General features: G+C 47.7%; 21 protein-coding genes. 19 read left to right on the forward strand and 2 right to left on the reverse strand.

The features are described 5' to 3' along the window. Positions 1-36: 36 nt before the first annotated feature. Both NOM72_RS12535 and NOM72_RS12540 read left to right on the forward strand, forming a co-directional pair. Entirely contained in the window at positions 37-2,607 is a 2,571-nt protein-coding gene (locus NOM72_RS12535; protein ID WP_058265545.1) for a HAMP domain-containing sensor histidine kinase, read from the forward strand. A 192-nt stretch (positions 2,608-2,799) separates the two neighbouring features. Further along, positions 2,800-4,338, forward strand: coding sequence for a GGDEF domain-containing protein (locus NOM72_RS12540; protein WP_058713416.1), 1,539 nt, complete (start codon positions 2,800-2,802; stop codon positions 4,336-4,338). A 78-nt stretch (positions 4,339-4,416) separates the two neighbouring features. Here NOM72_RS12540 and NOM72_RS12545 read toward each other — a convergent pair whose 3' ends face one another. After that, complete coding sequence (locus tag NOM72_RS12545; protein WP_023466951.1) at positions 4,417-5,055, reverse strand: FusB/FusC family EF-G-binding protein; 639 nt, start codon at positions 5,053-5,055, stop codon at positions 4,417-4,419. 457 nt (positions 5,056-5,512) lie between these two features. Here NOM72_RS12545 and NOM72_RS12550 point away from each other — a divergent pair, with 457 nt between their 5' ends. The 3 genes from NOM72_RS12550 (at position 5,513) to NOM72_RS12560 (ending at position 6,906) form a co-directional block, all read left to right on the forward strand. Further along, positions 5,513-5,914 (forward strand): hypothetical protein, encoded by a 402-nt coding sequence (locus NOM72_RS12550; protein ID WP_255999268.1) that lies wholly within the window; start codon positions 5,513-5,515, stop codon positions 5,912-5,914. A gap of 64 nt (positions 5,915-5,978) precedes the next feature. Continuing rightward, positions 5,979-6,428, forward strand: coding sequence for a general stress protein (locus NOM72_RS12555; RefSeq protein ID WP_050678937.1), 450 nt, complete (start codon positions 5,979-5,981; stop codon positions 6,426-6,428). 28 nt (positions 6,429-6,456) lie between these two features. Next, a complete protein-coding gene (locus tag NOM72_RS12560) occupies positions 6,457-6,906 on the forward strand; it encodes a universal stress protein (RefSeq protein WP_023466954.1) in 450 nt (149 codons plus the stop codon). 40 nt (positions 6,907-6,946) lie between these two features. Here NOM72_RS12560 and NOM72_RS12565 read toward each other — a convergent pair whose 3' ends face one another. Next, positions 6,947-7,144, reverse strand: coding sequence for a hypothetical protein (locus NOM72_RS12565; RefSeq protein ID WP_023466956.1), 198 nt, complete (start codon positions 7,142-7,144; stop codon positions 6,947-6,949). A 128-nt stretch (positions 7,145-7,272) separates the two neighbouring features. Between NOM72_RS12565 and NOM72_RS12570 the strand changes: the two genes are divergently transcribed. The 14 genes from NOM72_RS12570 to galE all read left to right on the forward strand — a co-directional run bounded on the left by NOM72_RS12570 (position 7,273) and on the right by galE (position 23,840). Then, entirely contained in the window at positions 7,273-7,716 is a 444-nt protein-coding gene (locus tag NOM72_RS12570; protein WP_023466958.1) for a MarR family winged helix-turn-helix transcriptional regulator, read from the forward strand. 31 nt (positions 7,717-7,747) lie between these two features. Next, on the forward strand, positions 7,748-10,414 hold the full coding sequence (locus NOM72_RS12575) for an MMPL family transporter (protein WP_255999269.1): 2,667 nt from the start codon (positions 7,748-7,750) through the stop codon (positions 10,412-10,414). Positions 10,415-10,498: 84 nt separating this feature from the next. Further along, positions 10,499-11,347 (forward strand): MBL fold metallo-hydrolase, encoded by an 849-nt coding sequence (locus NOM72_RS12580; RefSeq protein WP_255999270.1) that lies wholly within the window; start codon positions 10,499-10,501, stop codon positions 11,345-11,347. A gap of 77 nt (positions 11,348-11,424) precedes the next feature. Next, entirely contained in the window at positions 11,425-11,553 is a 129-nt protein-coding gene (locus NOM72_RS12585) for a hypothetical protein (RefSeq protein ID WP_255359383.1), read from the forward strand. Positions 11,554-11,660: 107 nt separating this feature from the next. Next, positions 11,661-12,365 (forward strand): hypothetical protein, encoded by a 705-nt coding sequence (locus NOM72_RS12590; RefSeq protein WP_255999271.1) that lies wholly within the window; start codon positions 11,661-11,663, stop codon positions 12,363-12,365. A gap of 110 nt (positions 12,366-12,475) precedes the next feature. Further along, positions 12,476-13,636, forward strand: a complete 1,161-nt coding sequence (locus NOM72_RS12595) for an ROK family transcriptional regulator (protein WP_023466966.1) — start codon at positions 12,476-12,478, stop codon at positions 13,634-13,636. Between the two features lie 221 nt (positions 13,637-13,857). After that, the gene (locus tag NOM72_RS12600) at positions 13,858-14,340 is read left to right on the forward strand and encodes a hypothetical protein (RefSeq protein ID WP_050678941.1); all 483 of its coding nucleotides are present in this window, start codon (positions 13,858-13,860) and stop codon (positions 14,338-14,340) included. 29 nt (positions 14,341-14,369) lie between these two features. Continuing rightward, positions 14,370-15,680, forward strand: coding sequence for an ABC transporter substrate-binding protein (locus NOM72_RS12605; RefSeq protein WP_050678942.1), 1,311 nt, complete (start codon positions 14,370-14,372; stop codon positions 15,678-15,680). A gap of 72 nt (positions 15,681-15,752) precedes the next feature. Next, entirely contained in the window at positions 15,753-16,715 is a 963-nt protein-coding gene (locus tag NOM72_RS12610) for a carbohydrate ABC transporter permease (RefSeq protein WP_255999272.1), read from the forward strand. A gap of 13 nt (positions 16,716-16,728) precedes the next feature. After that, positions 16,729-17,514, forward strand: a complete 786-nt coding sequence (locus tag NOM72_RS12615; protein ID WP_023466970.1) for a carbohydrate ABC transporter permease — start codon at positions 16,729-16,731, stop codon at positions 17,512-17,514. A 25-nt stretch (positions 17,515-17,539) separates the two neighbouring features. Then, positions 17,540-19,534: a beta-galactosidase gene (locus tag NOM72_RS12620; RefSeq protein ID WP_255999273.1), complete on the forward strand. Its 1,995-nt coding sequence runs from the start codon at positions 17,540-17,542 to the stop codon at positions 19,532-19,534. 14 nt (positions 19,535-19,548) lie between these two features. Then, positions 19,549-21,672, forward strand: a complete 2,124-nt coding sequence (locus NOM72_RS12625) for an alpha-galactosidase (protein WP_255999274.1) — start codon at positions 19,549-19,551, stop codon at positions 21,670-21,672. Then, positions 21,669-22,841, forward strand: coding sequence for a galactokinase (locus NOM72_RS12630; protein ID WP_255999275.1), 1,173 nt, complete (start codon positions 21,669-21,671; stop codon positions 22,839-22,841). The genes NOM72_RS12625 and NOM72_RS12630 overlap by 4 nt, the downstream gene beginning before the upstream one ends. Continuing rightward, a complete protein-coding gene (gene galE / locus NOM72_RS12635) occupies positions 22,842-23,840 on the forward strand; it encodes a UDP-glucose 4-epimerase GalE (protein WP_255999276.1) in 999 nt (332 codons plus the stop codon). Positions 23,841-23,864 lie beyond the last annotated feature (24 nt).

Consider the following 23,864-nt stretch of genomic DNA (forward strand, 5'->3'; position numbering starts at 1 on the left):
AAGCATCATTCGATGAATGATGAGGAGGATACATTCATGGTGAATTGGATTCGGCGACGAATCGGTCGGCAGTTGCTGACTGTTTTTTATGCGGTACTGATCGTAGTATCGATTACTTCGTTCTTTGTCTATGACTATATGGAAGGACGAATCGAAACATCAAAACAGAATCTCGAGACGATCAGTGAACAAAATCGCCGGGCCAATGATTTGTGGGACAATTGGCAAACCGTCCAGTTTGGATTGCGAGGATTCGTCATTTTTGGTAACCAAGAACGGTTTGATGAGATTCAGGCGCTCCGAACAGATATCAAAAGTGAGACGGATTGGTTCATGCGAAACGCCAAAACGGATGAAGAAGAAGAATTCGCAGCGCAAATGACGAATTTATATGAGTTATACTATGATGCCTTGTTCCCGTTGACCCAGTCTTACGTCAATGAGAAAAAGGCGAATCGGATCAATGAGGACTTCTTACAGGGGGATAGTCTGTTTTCTTTACCGATTGCGGAGCGTCTTGTCGATCAAGGGCGATTAAAGCCAACTGCCGATGGTTCGATTGATATTACACCAGACATTGAAAAAGCCTCTGCAGCACTTGATGAATACCGGACGAATCTCAGCCAACAACAAGAAACGGCTGTCAGGGAACTGCGGAGTGAAGTCGCAAAGTCACAATGGATTTGGATTTCAAGTATCGTTGTGCTCATTGCCTTCATCCTTCTCTTCGTGCACCCGTTCCTTCGCCGGATGACACGGCAATTGTTACGTTTGATTGATGATAATCAAAAACTTGCTCGAAAAGAACCGATTAAGATTGATAAAGCTGCCGAGCAGCGACCAGACGAAATCGGATTATTGCGCGCAGCCTTTAATCGGATGGTCGTGACGACGAATGCCCATACGGATGCGATGCAAGGAAAAAATGAAGAGCTGCAGGCGCAAAGTGAAGAGTTGCTCGCGCAACAAGAAGAATTGCAGGCGCAACAAGAAGAACTCGAAGAAGCTTATCAAACGACGAAAAAGAATGAGGAAAAGCTCCGATTACGTAGCGAACTGACAGAGGCGCTTGCTGTTCGCGAAACCGTCGAATCGTATCCGGCAATCGTTCAAAAGATGATCGATATCACCTCTTCGGAGTACGGTGCACTATTGCTCTATGAAGAAGGAGCGTTCATGGGTGCGACAACGAATGGGATGACGATGGATTATTTAAAAGTTCTCCTGAAAGATGAGATGTCCGTCATCAATCGATCGGTTCGGCAGATGGAATTTATCCAATCGGAAAAACGAGTCACGCGTCAAAAAGACTATCCGTATTCATTTAGCACGTATGAAGTGACGATTCCGATCGAAGATCCGGAAACGCATGAACTAATTGCAGCGATTTATCTGGTTCGTTATAAATCTGCCTATAAAGGGCAACAGTTGACGGATATTCGCGAGTTTGCGCAACAGATGACGTTATCGCTCCTGCGTACGCGTTCGTATGAAGGAATGCGTCAAGAAAAAGAAAAGACTGAGCAAGTGTTAGACTCCATCCGAGAAGCGATCATTTATCTTGAAGATGGAAATGGAGAGTTATACGTCAACCGTCCATTGTTTGAATTGATTCCAGAACTTCAATCGGAATTCACAGTAGATCGGACGTTACCGTCGAGTGAGTATGTCATCGATGTGATGCGCCAGTTGGTGGATGATGTCGAGGCTTTTAATACGTATCTAGATTTGATTCGTTCCGGTGAGATTTCACCGGAAAAGGTCCGATTTGATATTCGAAATAACACAGCTCATCTGGAAGTCTACGCGGAACGTATTGATGTCGTTGGTGGATGGAAGGGAATCATTCTTGTTTTACGAGATATTACCCGGGAAACAGAAGCCGATCGTCTCAAAACAGAACTCGTCTCAACCGTGTCGCATGAGTTGCGGACACCGCTCTCTTCGATTTACGGCTTTACAGAATTGATGTTGAATCGAGAAATCGATGACTCGAAACAGAAGAAATATCTAGCGACGATTCATAACGAGACGGAACGGTTATCAAACCTTGTCACGGACTTTTTAGATGTTCAGCGCATGCAGTCAGGTGGGCAGTTATACCAAATGGCACATCTCGATTTATTTAGCCTGACTGAACAGGTGATGTCCTTATACGACGCTTCAAGTGAACGACACGATCTTCATTTGCAATTGCTTAGTCCGGATCGTCCGTTCATTTTAGGAGATGAGGACCGAATCAAACAATTGATGAATAACTTGATCAACAATGCGATCAAGTACTCTCCGGATGGTGGGCGTGTTGATGTCTGGATTGATACGAAAGACGATCAAGCCATCATTGAAGTGAAAGATGAAGGAATTGGAATTCCGCATCATGCCTTTGCCCACTTGTTTGATAAATTTTATCGCGTCGATAATTCCGATACACGTCGAATCGGTGGAACGGGACTCGGGTTATCAATTTGTAAGGAAATTGTCAAAGAGCATGAGGGTGTTATTCATGTGGAATCTGAAGTAGGAAAAGGCAGTCGTTTCATCATCGTATTACCCCTCAGTCTGACCGAATCGATCGAGTCGACAGAAGAAAATCGACGTTCTATTTAAAGAACTAGAATACATTCCAACTACACCGTGTTCAATCCGCTAGGTGCGATCACGGTTTTTTCTTATGTTTAAAACGAGTAATCTTGTCAAAAAAAGATTCCAATAAAATAAAAAAAGGTGAATAAAATGCAATGATGAACCGATATACCTATAGGACAAACGGACTATGATTAAAAAAGGAGGGGGATCGCCGTGTATCAGAATTGGTTAGGAGTCGTTGTTTTTTGGCTTCTTTTACACATCGGTTGGGTGACATACGTTGGGACGGATACAGTAATCGGACAAGTCGTCAATAGTCTGTTCACGATTGGTGGTGTCTCGGTCTCTCTCTATTTAATTTGGCAGGCACGACGTCGCCAAATGCGACGTCCTTTTACCTCTCGTTTATTTCTTCTTTTATTGTTTGCCAATACGATGCTCGGTCTAGGTGAATGTGGACAACTCCTTTATTTCCTTCAAGGACGTACACGGACGGAACCGTTTGATTGGATCGACTTGATCTTTAGTCTTCAAATCTTGATCTATATCATTGCTTTCGGTTATTTCCTGCGTAATCGACGACAAGAAGTTAATTTGCGGGTCTTTTTGTTTGATGAGTTCATCATTTTAGTCGTTGCAGGATCTCTTTCGTGGCACTATTTAGTGACACCTTATTTAGAAGGAAATGCCTTGCTGACGATCGAAACGCTTTTATGGCTTCGTTATCCGATTGGTGATTTATTGTTGCTCGGTGGAATGATTGTCTTATTCTTTGGTTTGATGAAACGTGGCAATGGAAGCTCGCTATTATTGATTCTACTCGCATTTCATTTTCAATTACTTGCCGACCTCCTATACGTCGTCCTAGAACGATTTGATTATCCATTTCCTTCGAGTTGGCTCGATCCGTTATGGTTAGCGACTGTCCTGATTGTCGGGCTTGCCGCATATCGCTTTGACGCTGAAGAATCTCTCGTTCCTCTTGACGTTACACGGAGATGGATTGATGTCTTACGTTTAATTACACCTTACTTATTCTTATTGATTCTATTCGTGACGATGGCACGGCAAACGATTAGTTGGAACGGTTTGACGATTGGTTTGATGATTGCGATCCCGTTATTGATTTCCCGTCAAATCCGGATTGTCGTTGACAATCAACGGTTGCGCGAAAATCTCGAAGCGAAGGTGGAAGAGCGAACGGAAGCATTAGCAACTGCCATGGAGGAGATGCGGCACATGGCATACCATGATGCCTTAACAGGGTTACCGAATCGGTATCTGTTTGCGCGACTGTTCCAAGATGCCTTGTACCGGGCGGAAGCGAGTGAAGGACAAGTCGGATTATTCTTTATCGATATCGATCACTTCAAAGAGATTAACGATACGTACGGTCATCGCGTCGGAGATCAACTCATCGTCGATGTCACGACGCGCTTACAAAAGAAATTGCCGCCCAATACAGTCATTTCAAGACAAGGCGGAGATGAGTTCGTCGTCTTATTGTTTGACGTTGAACAAGAAGCAGAAGTGGTGCAGTGTGGAGAACATCTCGTTTCCTTGTTCCAAAAGCCGTTTCGCCATGGCATCATTCCACTTCCCGTAACGGCAAGCATTGGTGGAGCGATCTATCCGGCGCATGCAGCCTCTCGATCAGATTTGATCGAGCAAGCAGACCTAGCGATGTATGAGGCAAAACGTCGCGGGAAGAATCAATTTTGCTTACATGATCCAGCGATAACGAACACCTGAACGCCGTCACATGCAAAAACACGCTCGTATACTGAACCTCATCGGATCAGTCATACGAACGTGTTTTTTTGATGCCGATCATTTCTTTTGCGTGCGTGCTAAGAACGTTTCAATGACTTCTGGATTCGTCACAGCTTGATTACATGCATCGCTGTCGATACATATATGATGACCAATCGTCTGATGCTGTTCAGCTGAACGACGTGTCGTTGCGGTTACGAGCGTGATGTCACTATACGTATGGCAAATCGCACAGATCCCTTTTTGGATCGATGGCAGATAGGTTCCCTCGACGCCGATCCATTGACCGTCCAAAGGATAGACGAAGTATTTTTTTCGATTTCCGGTATCGTTCCAGCTTAAAAACGTCGTGTGAGCCCATTCAAAGGAGTGAAGTGGCGGAACATGTAACTTTTTCGTTTTTTTGAAGAGCTGACGGATCCGTGATTCAGAAATGCTCGGAAACGGTTGGACGAACGGTTCGACTTGTGCTAAATACGCGAGGAGATCTTGTTCGGATTCAGCGTCACGAATGTTCGTCAACAGCGCTTCCTGTTCCGGTGTAAGTACGGGCAATAGATCGAATATTTTTTCAGCAGCACTATACCGGACAGCATCACGAACATCGGGATCATGAACGGCAGCGAATTGATGTTGCAGTAGGTCGACTTGATTCCGAATGAAGTTGTATTGATAAGGCAATAAAAATGCGTCCATTCGCGTTCCTCCTTTTCTTTTTATCGTACCGGAATTTGGCAGCAGAACAAAGCGACATTTTTGTTTTTCTGCCTCTTGCAACGGGAATTGAATAACAGAATGAACGAGGAGGTGAAGGGGGGCGTGCAGTATTTAACATTTTTACGCTTTATGAATATAGGAGCATTCCTCTTTGCATTGCTAGCGCGCGTCGTTTGGTCAAATCCGGTTACCATTCCTGCGTTACCTCTTGTTCCAGCACCTTTTTTTGATGCGATTACAGGTGTCGTGTTCACAACGTTGTTAATTTGGTGTATTCGACCGATTCGTTGCCTTTCCTGCAGATCGAGAACTGATTGAAGATATCGGAGGATGGCTCGCGTTATCACTTGTGACGCTTGGCGTCAGTAGTATGACCGGACCACCGTGGGAACTTGTCTGGACAACGATTTCATTCATTAGTCTGTGCTTAGTTTATATGAAAATTCAACACCATCCGCGACGATCGCCTTGGATGCGCTCTCCGATTTCAGTCCTTCTCGCTTGGATGAGTACGATGTTGTTGATTTTACCATTTCGGATCTTATCCGATTTTCAGTTCACTTCGCTATTCGGTCTTTCCGAACAGCAATGGAGTACGATTGCACTCATCGTAGCGATTATCGGAGGACTATTGTTTGTCGTCATTCATTCCGATTGGGTATTCGGTCTCGCGCTCGTCTGGTATTTGATTGGATTGTACTTTAACGATCGCCTCTTTCTTCTGCAACAAATCGTAACAGGGGTCGGAATCATATGTGTTTTACTCTTGTGCTATTACGTCTTCTATAAACGGCAACGTCTTTTTCGACAGCAATCGCCGAAGTCTTCTTCATCCTAGTCATGTTTTAGATGAATTTGGGGTATATCTCATATAGTTGCTATAAAAGGGGGAGACGTGTGTCATGGGAAAAAAACAATGGATTGGTGTCTATCAAAATGAGACGGATTTGATTCGAAAAATTGAGGATCTACACTTTGCTGGTTATCTAGAAGAAGATTTGTATGTCGTGTTGCAAGACAAAACCGATATGGCGATGTTACGCGGGCAATCAGCAGCGCAACTCGTCTCTGGAAAACGGACGCTATTTGAGCGATTTACAGGCAAACCGGCTTCGGCTGAGGAAATTCAAACCGCCTTCACGGAACTCGGATTACCGGAGTCGGATATTCGTCAACATGTCTTACGTGTCCAGCAAGGTGAGTATGTCCTGTTAGCAGACGAAGCAGGTGCAGCACGTCCTGCACCGGAACCAAAAAGTATTTTGGAGACAGAACCAGAAGGGATCGAGGCAGAACGAAAACTCGATCACGAAAACCGCGCCCTCGAAAATGAAAATGACCGGATGCTGTAAGAGAGTCGTGCAGAAAGGATGATGCTTGATGGAGAGCCAGTATCATACGATTTTAGTGGCAGTCGATGGATCAAAGACGGCAGATCTTGCCTTTGAAAAGGCAGTGAAATTCGCCAAACTCGATCATGCCAAACTCGTCATCGCCCATGTCATCGATATTCAGACATTTGCTAATGTACGTGCCAATAAGCGTTTCATTGATCAAAACGTCACGGAATATGCACAAGGACTGCTCGATCGTTACGAGAAGCGGGCACGAGAAGCAGGCGTCGAGACAGTTGAACTGGTCATCGAAAATGGCTCTCCAAAAACATTGATTCCGAAGGTCATCGCACCACGTGTCGGTGCTGGGTTGATCGTCTGTGGGGCGGTCGGGATGAATGCGATGGAACGCATCATGATCGGGAGTGTCTCTGAAAACATCTCCCGTTATGCAAAATGCGATATCTATATCGTCCGTCCGAAAACCTTGAAGTGATATAAAACAGCACACATCGGTTGATGTGTGCTGTTTTATGTCATGTTAAAAAATAATAGAAGATGCCTAATAAAATCAAAATGATCGGAAGAAAAATGAAATACATCCAAGACATGTTTTTGGCCGAAGTTTTGTGGTCATACTTTTCTTCTGCTGGTTGCTTGGCAATCCGTAACGTAAAGACAAGACCTACGAGACAGATGACTAACGCAATCCAAAACAAAGTCAACATAAGCATGCTCCTCTCTTCCTTTATCATACAGAAATTGGTCATGTTCTGCATCGGTAAGTTGTGACAGTTTAGAGTTGACAGACTTCTAGTTGAGGGGCTAAACTAACTTCATAAGTTTAGGGGGTAAACTAAAAATGAAAGACAATTTACGTGAAGCAGTCCTCCTGTTTGAAGAAGTCATGATCCACGGAACAGAACGCGTGTTGAAGTCGGTCGAAGCACCCGTTTGGCAAATGTATTCACCGGAACAACTTCATGTGTTGAAGCTCGTCGGAAAATATGGACCGATTTCGTCTGGGCGTCTCGCGGCAGTGCAGGGTGTTCACAAAAGTGCCATCTCGAATCGGCTGAAAAAGTTGACGGAAAAAGGTCTCGTCATCGTCGAACGACGAGAAGACGACCACCGGACGAAGTATATCTCGTTGACGGAAGCAGGTCGGTTAGTGGCAACTGAAGCAGAGCAAGAAATCTATACGTATCTGGAGAATTTGATTGAAGGAAAGGTCGAGGAAGAAGAAATCATCCAGTTCATCGAAACCTTTAAGAAGATCAAAGAGATTTTGCAGTTGAACGACTAAAGACAGAATCGAAGGAAGAGGAGAATCGGATATGCGACAAATCGTCAAATGGCGTTGGGCAATTCTTGCGTTATTGCTCATCGTCACAGTAGGTTTACTATTTACGGCACCAAACTTGGCTAAACAAGCAGAAGAAGCAGGTGCGATTCAGCTTGCAAATGATGCCGATTCACAACGGGCAGCTGACATTTTAGAAAAAGCGGGGGCAAGTGAAGAAACCATTTCTCTCGTCATTCCGCTCAAAGACAAAGTCAGCGATGCCGATCGAACATCAATCGGGCAAATCGTTAAGGATTTAGAAGCACTTGATCGTCCGGTCACGGATGTGCTCGATCCGTTTGAAAACAAAGAGACGGAAGGACAGCTCGTCTCAAAAGACAAAAAGACAGTTCTCGTGCCAATCACGGTCGACGGTTCGCAAGAAGAGATCGTCAAACTGGCAAAACAAATCCGGACGGACCTCTTACCAAAGGATCAAACGATTTATCTAACCGGTGAAGCGTTAATCAATGATGACGTCAATACGAGCTCGCAAGAGGGACTGAAGCGGACGGAACTGATTACGGTCGGATTGATTTTCGGACTGCTTCTGCTCGTCTTCCGTTCAGTCGTCACACCGTTCGTCCCACTCGTTGCGGTTGGGTTTACGTACCTGATCAGCCAATCACTCGTCGCCTTTTTCGTCGATTGGTTCGGCTTCCCAGTATCGAACTATACGCAAATCTTCCTCGTTGCCATCCTGTTCGGGATTGGGACGGACTATTGTATTTTGCTCCTGAGCCGGTACAAGGAAGAGTTGACGGCAGGACACGACGTTGAGACAGCAATCGTCAACACGTATAAGACAGCAGGGCGTACGTTACTCATCAGTGGTCTCGCTGTTCTCGTCGGCTTCTCGGCGATTGGATTTGCGGACTTCCCGATCTTTAAATCGTCGGTCGCTGTTGCAGTCGGGATTGCCGTACTCTTGCTTGTCTTGTTTACACTTGTTCCATTCTTCATGGCGACATTAAAAGAAAAGCTATTTTGGCCATCGAAGAAGGCGGCGAGTCACCAAGACAGTAAACTGTGGGCACAGTATGGTGGATTATCGATTCGTCGTCCGTTGCTTGCGATGATCATCGTTGCGATCATCACGGTTCCGACACTCTTTACGTATGATGATGACCTTTCGTTTAATACCGTCGATGAGATTGGTGCGAAGTATGAGACGGTCAAAGGACTCAATGCGATCTCGGATGGATTTGGTGCAGGTGAGTCGCTCCCGGTCAACGTCATCCTGAAGAGTGACGATGATTTGATTACTGAAAAAACAGTTCCTTATGCGGAACAACTCAGTCGCGAACTGGTGAAGATTGACGGGGTCAAATCGGTTCGTTCGATTTCTCGTCCGACAGGCGAAGTCATCAATGATTTCTACGTCGATCGTCAATTAAAACAAGTTGCTGATGGTATGAAGAAAGCTACCGCCGGTCTCACGGATGTTCAGTCTGGTCTGACGACGGTGGAAGATAATTTGAATGGGATTACAGGACAGCTACCAGCAGGAGACGCGGCTTCAGCAGGTGCGAGTCAGTTGCAACAAGCAGCAGACGGACTTGGGCAAATTAACCAACAGTTGACGCTCGTCGGTCAAGGTCTACAATCGACCCAAAACATCCCGCAAACCGTTGGAACGTTGAATGCCTTGTCTGGTCAATTGAGCCAAGTTCAAGCCGGCATCAGTCAAGCAGCAAGTGGGATTGCGTCTCAAGGTGCGCAAGCGGGTCAACTTGGAAGTGGGTTGACGCAACTCGCAGCCGGTGTCGGTCAAGCGAACGCAGGATTGACGAAAATCGAAAGTGGTCTTGAAGACATTTCTGATCTTCTGACCGAGATGGGACAAGCGACATCGATTCGGGGGACAGGTGTGTTCGTTCCAAAAGATACGCTGTCGGATAAAGCCTTTAAACCAGCAATTGATCGTTACGCGATCGATCAACAGACGGGATTGAAGTTCGAAGTCATCCTCGAAGATGATCCGTATTCTCCGGAAGCGATTCAAACCGTCGCTGCAATAAAAGAGACGACAGCGAAGACAATCAAAGGTACACCGTTTGAAGATAGCACCGTTGCATATGGTGGGATTTCAAGCGTCAACAGTGATTTAAACGATACGTCGAAAGCCGATTTCAAACGAACAGTGACGGTCATGCTGATCAGTCTCTTCGTGATTCTAGCAATCATGTTCCGTTCGTTGATCATGCCGTTGTTCATGATCGGTTCGTTATTGCTGACGTATTATACGTCGATGTCGATCGCAGAGCTGATCTTCGTCAACGGACTCGGATATGACGGTATCAGTTGGGCCGTTCCGTTCTTCGGATTCGTTATGTTGATTGCCCTTGGTATCGACTACTCGATTTTCCTACTCGACCGTTTCCGGGAAGAGACCATCAAGGGACTCGATACGAAGGAAGCGATGTTCCTGTCGATGAAAAAGATGGGGTCTGTCATCATCACGGCAGCGATCATCCTCGCAGGAACGTTCGGAGCGATGATGCCGTCTGGTGTCTTGAGTCTCGTTCAAATCGCGACGATCGTCATCACAGGTCTACTCTTGTATGGTTTGATCGTCTTACCACTCTTGATTCCAGCGATCACGGTATCGTTTGGCAAAGGGGTCTGGTGGCCGTTTCGACCAAACGCTAAAAAATAATAACTAACCAGACCGGGTTCGTCTTCTAGATGAACCCGGTTTTGTCATGACGTATACTAAAAGCAGATGATAAGGAGGTAGAGCATGCAACACTTCAAACAACTAACTTCACGGATTTGGTATCAGACACCGGTCAGCGAGACGGACCGCCCGATTCTCGCCGTCGTACGTGGGGAAAATCATCAATTGATGATCGATGCGGGAAACTCGTCAGCTCATGCAGCACTATTCTTAGAAGAAATGAAGAAACACAATCTTGGATCACCTGATTTATTGGCATTGACCCACTGGCACTGGGATCATATTTTTGGGATGAAACATCTCGGTCTGCCGTCAATCGCGACCAAGCAAACGATCGAACGAATGAAGGAGATGCAACCATACGCTTGGACAGATGGAGCGTTACAAGAACGAATGGATCAAGGCATCGAGATTCCGTTTTGTGCGGACGCGATCAAGCTCGAGTTCGGTTCGACACGTGATATCGAAGTCGTTTTACCGACGATCGGCTTTGAAGGAAAACTGGATCTTGATTTGGGCGGGGTACACTGTCAGTTGATTGAAGTCGAAAACGATCATTCCCCGGGAAGTCTACTCGTCTACATTCCGGAAGAACGTGTCGTGTTCTTAGGCGACGCGATGTATGCCGATATCTTTTCACCGAAGCGAAATTATACGGTCGAACGGACGACGCGTTTACTAACGACACTCGATCGTTTAGATGCCGACTATTATATCTGGTCGCATGGAGAAGCGATGCCGAAGTCGGAATTTGAAGAAGAGATCAACATGTTGCGTCGAGCCATTCGCGTAACAGAAGCGACCGGAGGACGACTGAAGGACATGCGGACCTTATATGCAGAAGAGACAGGACGACCGTTGACAGAAGATGAGACCGAAACATTGATTTATTTCGCAAATGGAACGAAATGACAGATCATAACAAGGGATTGGATACGAGACGTCGAAAAAGAGAAGTACTACGAGCTTGTTAAAGGGAGCGGTACTACATGACGAAGCAAAGATTCGAACGAGATGAAACCGTCGATCGCGTCTTTTTTGGGAAAACGGGCATCTTCTCATTTTTAATCATCGTCGGAGGCATTCTATATCTACTATATGATTTGTATTTACAATGACCGGGACGCATGCGTTCCGGTTTTTTGAATTCAGGGGAGTGCACGAAAACCAGATATTGGGTAATAACTTGCGTGAGGCTGTTCGAGAAGGTGAGAGGAGATGTCGGATGAAACGAATTCAAATTGCGGATTTTGATCGACGCATGCCATCGATTGAACTGGTCGAAAAGGATGATCACTATGAAGCGATGCTTGTTCCGAGTTATGACCATACGTATCCTTCGACACAAATCCGGACGATCCGCTTAGCGGATATCTCCGTCAATCTGATTGTGACTCCGCAAGAAACACTGCTTGTTTCTGCGCTTTTTCATAAACCGGTTCAAGTGACGGATATTGTTTCCTGGATGCAATTGTATACGATTAGTTTTGCCCAGTCGGATGATACTGGTTATTTCGTCGAACAAGCGGATGAAATTTTAGAAGTCGTCTTGTATCAGAAACATCCGATCGTCATCGCGACAAGTGGTCAGGATCGATTGTATTACGATACGACGGGGGCGATCGAGGTCCGACGGGCGATGAATGAATCGGTCGGCGAGCGTCCGTTGCTTTATTTGAATGGGGAAGCCTGGTACGGTGTTCCACGTCTGACGTTTAATCGCATGAAGGATGAGTTACACGTCAACGGCACATTTTTATATGCGGACTATATGGATGCACACCACGGAAAAATCGGTTTCTTTCGCGAGAATGATCCGTCTCAACCGATTGTTTTGCTGGTCGGTCAAGCCATCGTCGAAATTGAACTGACCGAGAATCCGGACGGTTCACGTGTCTTGATCTTGGAACAACCATACGACGAAGCATGAAAGTGCACAAAAACCGTTCAGCAGATGAACGGTTTTTGTGTGAGACCGTGAAATCCCTTACAAAATATGCGAAGATAGTAAAGAGACAGACCAAAGGGGTTGAGGGGGACATGGCGAAAGAAACACCGCGTAATTCTAAATGGATGCGTTCTTATAATCGAGCACTCGTCTTGCGACTGATCCGGATGCATCAACCGATTTCGCGGGTCGAGTTAGCACAACGGACGAACTTGACGAAGCCGACGGTATCAAACATCGTCAGTGAATTGATTGCAGAACAACTCGTGACGGAGCGAGAGCTTGGGGTATCAAATGGGGGACGAAAACCGATCATGCTCGAACTCGTCGCAACAGAGCAATACGTCATCGGCATCGATGCAACAAGTCACCAATTCATCGGTGTCGTTGCGGATTTAAGTGGGAACACGATTCATGAGTCCGAAGCCGTGGGACGCTTTGAGACGAATGAAGAACTGATTGAAGCAATCGGTCGCTTATGCGAGACCTTGATTGCACAGACAAAAGGACGGGGAACGATTCACGGAATCGGGATCTCCGTCCACGGGATGGTCAATCCGGAGACAGGTGTCATTCTTTTTGCTCCACGATTCCATCTGCATGACGTTGAGTTGAAGGTACAACTCGAAGCACGTTTTGACTATCCTGTCTTCATCGAAAATGATGTCCGGGCACTCGCTTCGTTTGAGTTATTGTTCGGTGAAGGCGTCGGGGTCGAACAATTCTTCTATCTCTATGCTGGGGAAGGGATCGGGGGTGCTTATGTGCTCGACGGACAGCTTGTCGACGGACAACATCATATTACGGGAGAGGTCGGACATATGCGCCTTGATCTCGATGGTCCGATTTGCTCGTGTGGGAACCGAGGATGTCTTGAAGCGTTGGCAGGCGAAAAAGCATTGTTACGGGATTATGCTGTCGTTGATCCACAAGTCTCGACGCTTGCTGATTTGCGCAAGCGGTTGAACGAGGGAGACGAGCAGGCGGTTCGTGCGTATGAACGGGCGGGGGAATATATCGGAATCGGTGTCTTGAATACGATTCATCTTTTGAATCCACGCCGGATTTTACTTGGGGGACCGATGTTCGAGCTCGCACCTACGATCGTTGATCAAATCAAGGAACGGGTCGAGCACACGGCGTTGACCGCTGCTTCACGTGAAACCGATGTCAAGATGGTCCCGTGGGGTGAAAAACAGGGAGCACTCAGTGCAGCGGCCCTTGCAACGAACAGTTTATTTCAAACGATTTAATGAGCCGATTCCGTGTCTTGCGAACCAGCAAGAGATGGAATCGGTTTTGTTATTCAAAAATAATTTAATGAAACCGTTTACAAATTAAAAAGTGATGTGCTATAGTCGATGTAAAGTTAGATAATAAATTTAATTTACTAAGTTCATGGTCAACTAAGTGGAGGTGGATGCAGGTTAGCAGGGGCTAATCAAGCTGAAGCAGGAAAGGGAGGCATCGCGCAATGGAACCATACGATCCATGGGTTTCGTACCGTGAAGCTTTCGGGCGTTACGGAGCAATCCGCGGTTTTTATTTTCATCGGTCGACGCAACAGATGACAGAACAGGGTCCAGGCGATGTCCCGACAGACGAGCAGGATATCGTGCTCGTCCGACCACGACGTGACGGTGTGTTTCAATTCCGGATGTCATCGGTACAAGGGGTCCTGACGATCCGTTCATCCGAGCTACACATTCGAAAAAATGAGAGCGGATACATTGAATTACGCGCACTCATGCAACACATGCGCTCTGCCGGTTGTTTAACGCTCGGTGGGGAGTTATATCTCTTCGTCCGACCGGACGTTGATACGCTGGCGTACCGTCTTCGATTGATTGCCCGCGTATTGATTCAGCTACAGGGAATGCCGATTCAGACGAAAGTGATCGAAGAATGGTGCAAACAAGCACAAATTGAAGGGGAACACGCTAGACGATACGCTTGACTACTTACACATAAAAGGGGAGCTCTTACATGAAATTCAAAAAAACGAAACTCGTTGCTGCAGCATCAGTCCTAACATTATCCGCATTCCTTGCTGCTTGTGGTGGCGAAGACGAGCAACAAACGAAAACGAAAGACGGCAAGACGATCGTCACATGGTGGGGCTGGGCGCCACAACCAGAAGCGGGGAAAGCAGTCGTTGATGCGTTCAACGAATCGCAAGACAAATACGTCGTTCAATTCAAACGCTACAGTGAAGACTATGAAAAACAATTACAAGTCGCGATGTTGTCAGGTAAGGGTCCAGACATCATCGGTCTAAAAGAACCGATGATCCAGCAGTACAAGGATCGTGTCGTACCCGTTGATTCGTACATGGATAAAGCAGCAGGCAAAGGCTGGAAAGACAAGTTCGTCGAGCTTGGAATCGAACAAACGACACTCGACGGTAAACAATATGCAGTGCCAATCGGGTTCACAGGTCAAGCGTACTTGATGTACAACAAGACGATGCTCGACAAATACGGCGTGACACCACCGAAGAACTACAAAGAAACAGTCAGTGCAGTCAAGAAGATCAAAGACTCAGGCGATAAAGTCATCCCACTCATGCTCGGAGCAAAAGATGCGTGGATCGATATCGACGTCTACAACGTCCTCAGTCACCAAGTGGCACCAGGCTACATCCAAAAAGTTCTTTCGGGTGAAGCGAAGTGGACAGACGACGAGATGGTCAAAACAGCGCAAATCTGGCAAGACCTCTTCAAGGATAAAGTCTTCCAAGAAGGTGCACTTGGTCTAGCGACGTACAATGACGGGATGAACCAATTCTTCGATAAAAAAGCAGCGATGTGGGTTATCGGTTCATGGGAAGCACACTCGATGACGACGAAAGAGAAAAAAGAAAAATGGAAAATCGATGATGAGCTCGGATTCGTTCCACTCCCGAACTTAGCAGGCGGAACAGAGCAACCCGTCATCGCATCGATCGACATGGCACTTGGTGTCAACAAAGAGTCAAAACAACAAGAAGGTGCAGCGGAGTTCATCGCCTTCATGAGCCAAGGAAAAGGACAAGAAGTCTACATGGGTGAGTTCGAGATGGCACCTGGAATCAAGGACGTCAAAGTCGATTCAGATGCTGCCTTCACATCGGAAGGTGAAAAAGAGTCGTACAAGATGTTGAACGACACATTAGCAAAAGCGGTTGCTAGCCGTGGTATCCGGGATACGAAATTAAACGATATCCTCGGTAAGGAACTTCAAAACATCGCGACAGGACAAGATCCGAAAGAAGCATTACAACGCGTTCAAGACGCAGCGGATCAATCAGCGAAATAAGACTCGACAGTGAAGTGGTACGCCTGCGTGCCACTTCCTGATTTTTGGACTTGAGGAAAGTGGGGAATCCATATGCAGACAGAGCGACAGGAATTGCCGATTAAACCAAAAGCAGAACCGCTCCAGCCGGTAGCGACACGTACGCCTGCGCCAAGGAAGAAAAAGAACATGAAGCGGAACATGGTCGGATGGGCTTTCGTTGCCCCAATCGTCTTGTTCGTCGTCAGCTTCATCTATTATGGGATCTTCTATAACGCCTATAACTCGTTCTTCTCGTGGGACGGAATCTCGTTTGACAAAGCGTTCGTCGGACTCGACAACTATGCTGAGATGTTCCAAGATCCAGACTTCTATCTCTCGCTGAAGAATACGTTCATCTTCACGATTTTAACAGTCACGATCCAAGCCGGTATCGGTCTTGTCTTGGCGTACTTCCTGCATACACCGGGACCAATGCGGACGGCGATGAAGTCGGTCTTCTTCTTCCCGGTCGTCTTGAGCCCGGTCGTACTCGGTGCGGCATTCTCACAAATCTATGATTTCCAGTTTGGTTACATCAATGAGTTCCTCCGTGCGATTGGTCTCGGTAGCTTCGAACAGAACTGGCTCGGTGATCCGGACATCGCGCTTTATTCCGTCATTGCAATCAACATCTTCCAGTGGACGGGTTCTTCAATGGTCATGTACTACATGGCGATGTTGACGATTGAGAAGGAAATCTTCGAAGCAGCAAAAATCGATGGAGCTGGATTCTTCCGGACACTGTGGAGCATCGTCTTCCCGAACTTGAAAGGAACGACGTTCACACTTTCGATCCTCGGTGTCATCGGTGGTCTGAAGACGTTTGACTTAGTCTGGATCACGACAGCCGGCGGACCGGGATCGTCGACGGAGTTCATTTCGACTTATCTATTCCGGAAATCGATGTTGCAACAGGAAGTCGGTTACTCGAGTGCTGTTGCCATCATCCTATTGACGATTGCCCTGCTCATCACGTACTTCCAATTGCGCGTACAAAAGAAAATGGATAACTAAGGAGGAACGACCCATGGATGTAGAATCTAAAAAAAGCCGCTGGATGATCAACCTTGTATTGGTGCTGGCATCAATCGTCTGGTTATTCCCGATTTTCGTCATGTTCAAAGAGAGTCTCCGAATCAATGGATTCGACAACTATATCGCGACACTACAAAACCCGAACTTCCCAACGTTCGTCTTCAACAGTTTCTTCGTTGCCTTCTTCATGATCATCATCTCGATCACGATTCTGGCATTCGCGGCGTTTGCCTTCTCGAAACTTGAGTTTGCTGGAAAACGCCTGTTGTTCAACATGGTCTTAGCGGGTCTGATGTTACCCGTCGCTTCGATGATCGTTCCATTGTTCTTCACGCTCCGTTCGTTTGACGGACTGAACAACCACTGGGGACTGATCGGAGCGGAAGTTGCGTTCTTCTTACCATTCGGTCTAATGCTCATCAAAGGATACTTTGATGAACTACCAAACGAACTGATGGAAGCGGCGTATATCGATGGGGCGACGATTCTTGAAGTGTTCTTCAAAGTCATGCTACCACTCGCAAAACCAGCGCTCGCAACAGCTTTAATCTATGCGTTCCTTAACTCATGGAACGAATACTTGATGGTTCTTACGTTCATGACGGATCCTGCCTATCAGACAGTGACGATGGCACCAAGTTTCTTCAAGGATGCGCTCGGTGGGGATCCAGGAAAAATCTACGCATCACTTGTTTTGATCAGTTTACCGACGATGATCTTCTATATCTTCTTCCAACGTTTCTTCCAAAAAGGAATGACGGCGGGTGCAGTAAAATAATTGTTTTTGCGTAAGGGGGAGCACAATGTATTTAGGAGTCGATTATTATCCAGAACAAACACCACGAGCACTATGGGAGGAAGACTTCCGACTGATGAAGGAACTTGGCGTCAACGTCGTTCGTCTCGCGGAATTCGCTTGGTCGATGATGGAGCCGGAAGAAGGCGTCTATGACTTCAGCTTTTGGGATGACGTCATCGAACGCTTGAGTGCGGAAGGATTCGATATCGTACTCGGAACACCAACTGCGACACCACCGGCTTGGTTATGTACGAAGTATCCAGAAATCTTACCGGTCGATGAGAACGGTGTGACGATCAGCTTTGGTGCCCGTCGCCATTATACGGTCCACAGCGAAACGTACCAGCGTCTATCCGTCAAGATCACGGAAGAGATGGCGAAACGATACGGTCAACATCCTCGTGTCATCGGGTGGCAAACGGATAATGAATACGGGCATGAGAAATCGGATCGTTCTTACGGTGATGTCGACCGCGCTGCTTTTCAGCGTTGGTTAGAAAATCGTTACGGAACGCTCGATGCCTTGAACGAAGCGTGGGGAACCGTCTTCTGGAGTCAGACGTACACGGCGTGGGAGCAAATCCCGGTACCGCGTAAAGTCTATCAGGAACACAACCCATCACTGCTCGTCGACTTCGATCGCTTCTGTGCCGACGGCTATACGTACTACAACAAATTACAAGTCGATGTCTTACGTCGCTACATTCCAGAGAACGTCTTCATCACGCATAACTTGGTCTACAGTGACATGGCGGTCAATCAGCAACAAATGGCGCAAGACCTTGATTACGTGGCGTTCGATAACTATCCAGTCTGGGGTGGACTACCGGAGCCGAACCGGTTCGAGAAGATGGCGAGTGATCATGATCTGTGCCGTTCTTCGAAGCAAGGAAAAGGCTTCTGGGTCATGGAACAGTTGAGTGGCGCACAAGGCTGGAGTAAAATCGGTTACTTGCCACGACCAGGTCATATTCGCCTTTGGACGTACCAAGCAGTCGCTCGGGGAGCGGAAGCGATCGTTTACTTCCGGTTCCGCGCTGCTCATTTCGGAACAGAGGAATTCTGTCACGGCATCATCGATCATGATGGAAAACCGAAGCGGAAATTCGAAGAAGTCAAACAGATCATGACGGAGCTGAATACGTACGGCGATGAGATTAACGCGAGCCGTTATGACGCGAAAGTCGGTGTCTATTTCGATCAAGAAAACGTCTGGGCGTGGACGCACCAGCCGCATAGTGATGCGTTTGATTTCCGAACAGAGTTCGTGCGCTTCTATGGTGGAGCGGTTCGCCAACAAGTCGCAACCGACATCGTTTTCCCAGGTGATGATTTATCTAGTTATAAACTGATCATCGTCCCGCTCTATTTCTTGACGAACCCAACATTCGATGACGCCTTGATTGCGTACATGGAACAAGGTGGTCACGTCATCTTCACGTACCGGACAGGCGTGAAGGATGCACGGAATCATGTCGTACCGACGACGTTACCAGGTAAGTTCGCACCGTATGCGGGCATCGAGATCGACGAATACGAGTCACTCCAATCCGTTCAGCAACATCAGGTGGCAGGCATCGGCGAGATGGCAGGACAATCCTCAACAGCCCGCCTCTGGTGTGATCTCATCACACCAACGACAGCGGAGACGCTCGCTGTTTATAAAGATACGTTCTACGAGGGTGTAGCGGCTGTGACGCGCAATGCCTATAAAGGAATGATTACCTACATCGGCTCATCGATTGATGACGCGATGATCGATACGATTTACCGTCAAGCGTTCACGGAGGCCGGCATCGAGATGATCGAGGCGCCGGATCAAGTCGAAATCGTGCGTCGTCACGGCGAAAAACGCGATTTCCTCTTCTTGATGAACCATGACACGAAAGAAGCACGGGACGTTAACTTGGACGGCACATATAAAGTATTGACAGATGAAGAGACATATCGTGGAACGGTCCGGCTCGCACCACTCGAGACACTGATTCTGACGACGTAAGGAGGAAGAGAACCATGGCAATCTTTGAAGTAGCAGGACGTCGTTTCGTCGTCGAAGGGAAACGGGTCGCTCACGTCGTGACGGTCGGTGCGAACGGTAAGCTGATTCACACCTATTTCGGTGCCAAGTTACCATACCGGGATGATTATGAAGCGTTACCGAGTCCAGTCGTCGCGCACAGTTCGTTTGAATCACCAGACGGCGTCGCGACGTACGATTTCGTACCATTCGGCGAGATGTTGTATACGGAGCCAACTTTGAAATCGGAACGAGAGGATGGACAGCGGATTCACCAGTTCCAGTTTGAGCGCTCCGAACAGACGGAAACGAAATTGACACTCTGGCTGTTTGATCCCTTGCAGGAGATGCGTGTCGGGGTTCAGTACGAAGTGTTCGCTGATTACGACATCATCGGTCGTTCGATTGTCGTTGAAAACACAGGTCGATTACCTGTTCGTTTAACAGCAGCCCAGTCCTTTGCGATGGGACGCTGGCATCAACCGAATTTAAAACTGCATCACTTCGCTGGCATGTGGACAGGTGAGTTCAAGAAACAGATCACACCAGTGACACCAGGGCGCCAGACGATTGAAAGTCGACGTGGAGTGACAAGTCACCAAGCGAACCCTTGGTTCGCACTTGAACAGGATGCGACAGAAGATGGCGGTGAAGTCGTCTACGGACATTTTGCTTATTCCGGTAACTGGGCGATTCACGTCGAACAAGATGCGTTCGGTTTCGTTCAGCTATCAGGTGGCATGAATCCGTTTGACTTCAGTTGGAAACTATCACATCAACAACAGTTGACGACACCAACGTTCTACATCGGCTATGCGGACGGTTTCGCGGATATGAGCGCCCATGCGCATGCCTTTCAGCGTGACGTCATCATGCCACGTGCGACCGATCGTCCGGTTCTTTATAACTCATGGGAAGCGACGTATTTCGATGTCACGGAATCTGGTCAACGTGAACTCGTTGATCTGGCAGCAGGAATCGGCTGTGAACTGTTCGTCGTCGATGACGGGTGGTTCGGTGAACGCCATACCGATCAAGCGGGACTCGGTGACTGGCATGTCAATCGAGAAAAGTTCCCGAACGGTCTTCAGCCTTTGATCTCGTATGTGAAACAACAAGGGTTACAATTCGGTCTGTGGGTCGAACCGGAGATGGTCAATCCGGATTCTGATCTATACCGGGCGCATCCAGACTGGATTTACCATGCGCGCGATGCAGTCCGGACGACGTCTCGGAATCAATACGTCTTAAACCTCGGATTACCAGAAGTCGAGCAATTCATTCTCGAGATGATGGACGACTTGCTGACACGTCACGCGATCGACTACATCAAATGGGACATGAACCGCGCCTTTTCAGAACCAGGTGTTCCAAAAGACCAGACGGATCGCCAACAGGAATTATGGAAACGTCACGTCGATGCGTTGTACCGAATCTTTGACGAATTACGTCGCTTGCATCCGACGGTCGACTTTGAAGCCTGTGCAGGTGGTGGCGGACGGATTGACCTTGGAATCCTCTCACGGACGGAACAAGTCTGGACGAGTGATAACACCGATCCACTCGATCGCTTACAAATTCAGTACGACTTCTCGTATGCCTACAATGCGAAAATGATGAGCTGTTGGGTGACGGACGGACCGAACTGGTTAAATGGACGCAACGTACCGCTTGCAACACGCTTTGTCTCCTCGATGCAAGGCACACTCGGCATTGGTGGTAACTTAAGCGAATGGTCAACGGATGAACTTGCGGAAGCAAAAGGCTGGATCGAGACATATCAAGCGATTCGTCCGACGATTCAACGCGGTATCCAGTATCGCTTATCTGCTTTTACACAACAGACGCCAAGCGTCATGCAGTATACATCAGAAGAAGAAACGGTCCTACTTGCGATCGCGCCACTTCGACAATACGGAACACATCAGTATCACTTCAAGCTAAAAGGACTCGACCCAGCAATGCGTTATCAAGTCGAGGACCGGACGTTAAGCGGCGCTTACTTGATGCAGCAAGGCTTGACATTCTCATACACGACGGACTATGAAGCCCGCTGCTTGCGGATTCAGCCAGTCCACCGTGCGCTCTCACTACTCGAATCAAAGGAGACGATCGTATGACAGACCAGACGTTAGAAGAACAATTTGAACAGCGGTTTGGCTTACCGTCGACGCATCGCTTCTTTGCACCAGGACGGATCAACTTAATCGGCGAACATACGGATTACAATGGCGGTCACGTCTTTCCATGTGCGTTGACGTTCGGTACGCATGCAATCGCACGAAAACGAGACAATCAACGCTTCCGCTTCTACTCACTGAATTTCGAGCAAGACGGCATCATCGAAGTCGCGCTCGACGAACTTGCGTATGACGCGACGCACGGTTGGGCGAACTATGCGAAGGGTATGATTACAGTCTTACAGGAAGCAGGATACCGAATCGATACGGGATGTGACATCCTGATTCAAGGTGACATCCCGAACGGGGCAGGTCTTTCATCATCGGCTTCGCTTGAACTCGTCATTGGTGTCTTGCTCGATCGATTATACGGATTAGAGATTCCACGTCTTGATCTCGTCCGGTTCGGTCAACAAGTCGAAAACCGTTATATTGGCGTCAACAGTGGCATCATGGATCAATTTGCGATCGGTATGGGAAAAGCAGGAGCGGGATTGTTGCTCGATTGTGAGACGCTCGATTATACGTATGCCCCACTCGATTTGACAGGATATACGATCATCATCATGAATACGAACAAACGCCGTGAACTAGCGGATTCAAAATACAATGAACGCCGTGCAGAGTGTGAAGCAGCACTTGCTTATCTCAATCAATTCACGCCACGGGAAGCACTCGGACAATGGACGACGTCAGAATTCGCAAAAGTAGCATGGGAAGACGAAATCTTGATGCGTCGCGCACGCCATGCGATTTCAGAGAATGAACGAACACTTCAGGCATTAGCAGCACTTGAAGCGGGAGAACTGACGACGTTCGGTCAGTTGATGAACGCTTCACACGTCTCGTTACGGGAAGATTATGAAGTGACAGGGATTGAACTCGATACACTCGTCGAAGCCGCTTGGGAACAACCGGGCGTGCTCGGCGCGCGGATGACAGGTGCTGGTTTTGGTGGCTGTGCGATTGCAATCGTTGAAGACGAAGCAGTCGACGCGTTCAAACAAGCTGTCGGCGAACACTATGAAGCACGGATCGGATACCCGGCGACGTTCTATACGGCGACGGTCGGGGACGGAGCACGTGAAATCGAACGGGAGGTCATCTAAATGGCAACGTTAGTCGTAGGTGGAGCTGGTTATATCGGCTCTCATGCCGTCTATCAATTGATTGATGCCGGAAAGGATGTCGTCGTCATCGACCATCTGCAGTCCGGACATCGTGAAGCGGTTCATCCGCAAGCGCGTCTATATGAAGGAGACATACGCGATCGTGCATTTCTCGATCGTGTCTTTACGGAAGAGACGATTGAACAAGTCGTTCATTTCGCAGCCTTCTCACTTGTCGGCGAGTCGATGACGGAACCATTACGCTACTTTGATAACAACGTTTACGGGACACAAGTGTTGCTCGAAGCGATGATTGCTCACGACATCAAACAAATCGTCTTCTCTTCGACGGCAGCGACATACGGTGAACAGGAACAGATGCCGATTCTCGAAACAGCGGAAACGCGTCCAACGAATGCATATGGCGAGACAAAGTTGATGATGGAGAAGATGATGCGATGGTCTGAACAAGCGTATGGCTTACGTTACGTTGCGTTACGTTACTTCAATGTCGCCGGTGCGCGTACAACGGGGGAAATCGGAGAAGACCATACACCAGAAACACATTTGATTCCGCTCGTCCTTGAAGTCGCCAACCGACAACGTGCAGAAATTTCGATCTATGGCGATGATTATCCAACGCCGGATGGCACATGCATTCGTGATTACATCCATGTCGAGGACTTAATTGACGCACATGTGCGGGCACTTGATTATTTGGCTGATGGAAACGAGAGTACGGTCTTTAACCTCGGTTCAAGCCAAGGGTTTTCCGTGAGAGAAATCATCGAAGCAGCCCGCCGCGTGACGGGACATCCAATTCCAGAACGGATCATTGAACGTCGTGCAGGGGATCCGAGTATCTTGATCGCCGGATCTGCCAAAGCAAAAGACGTCCTCGGCTGGACGCCACAACGCACCGACATCGAAACAATCATTCGTGATGCTTGGAACTGGCATGCACATCATCCAGAAGGGTACCGGACGAGCGTTCGTTAAAGAGAGATAGAATGAGGAGAGTGA

The organism is Exiguobacterium sp. LL15, assembly GCF_024436095.1.
Taxonomy (GTDB): Bacteria; Bacillota; Bacilli; order Exiguobacteriales; family Exiguobacteriaceae; genus Exiguobacterium_A; species Exiguobacterium_A indicum.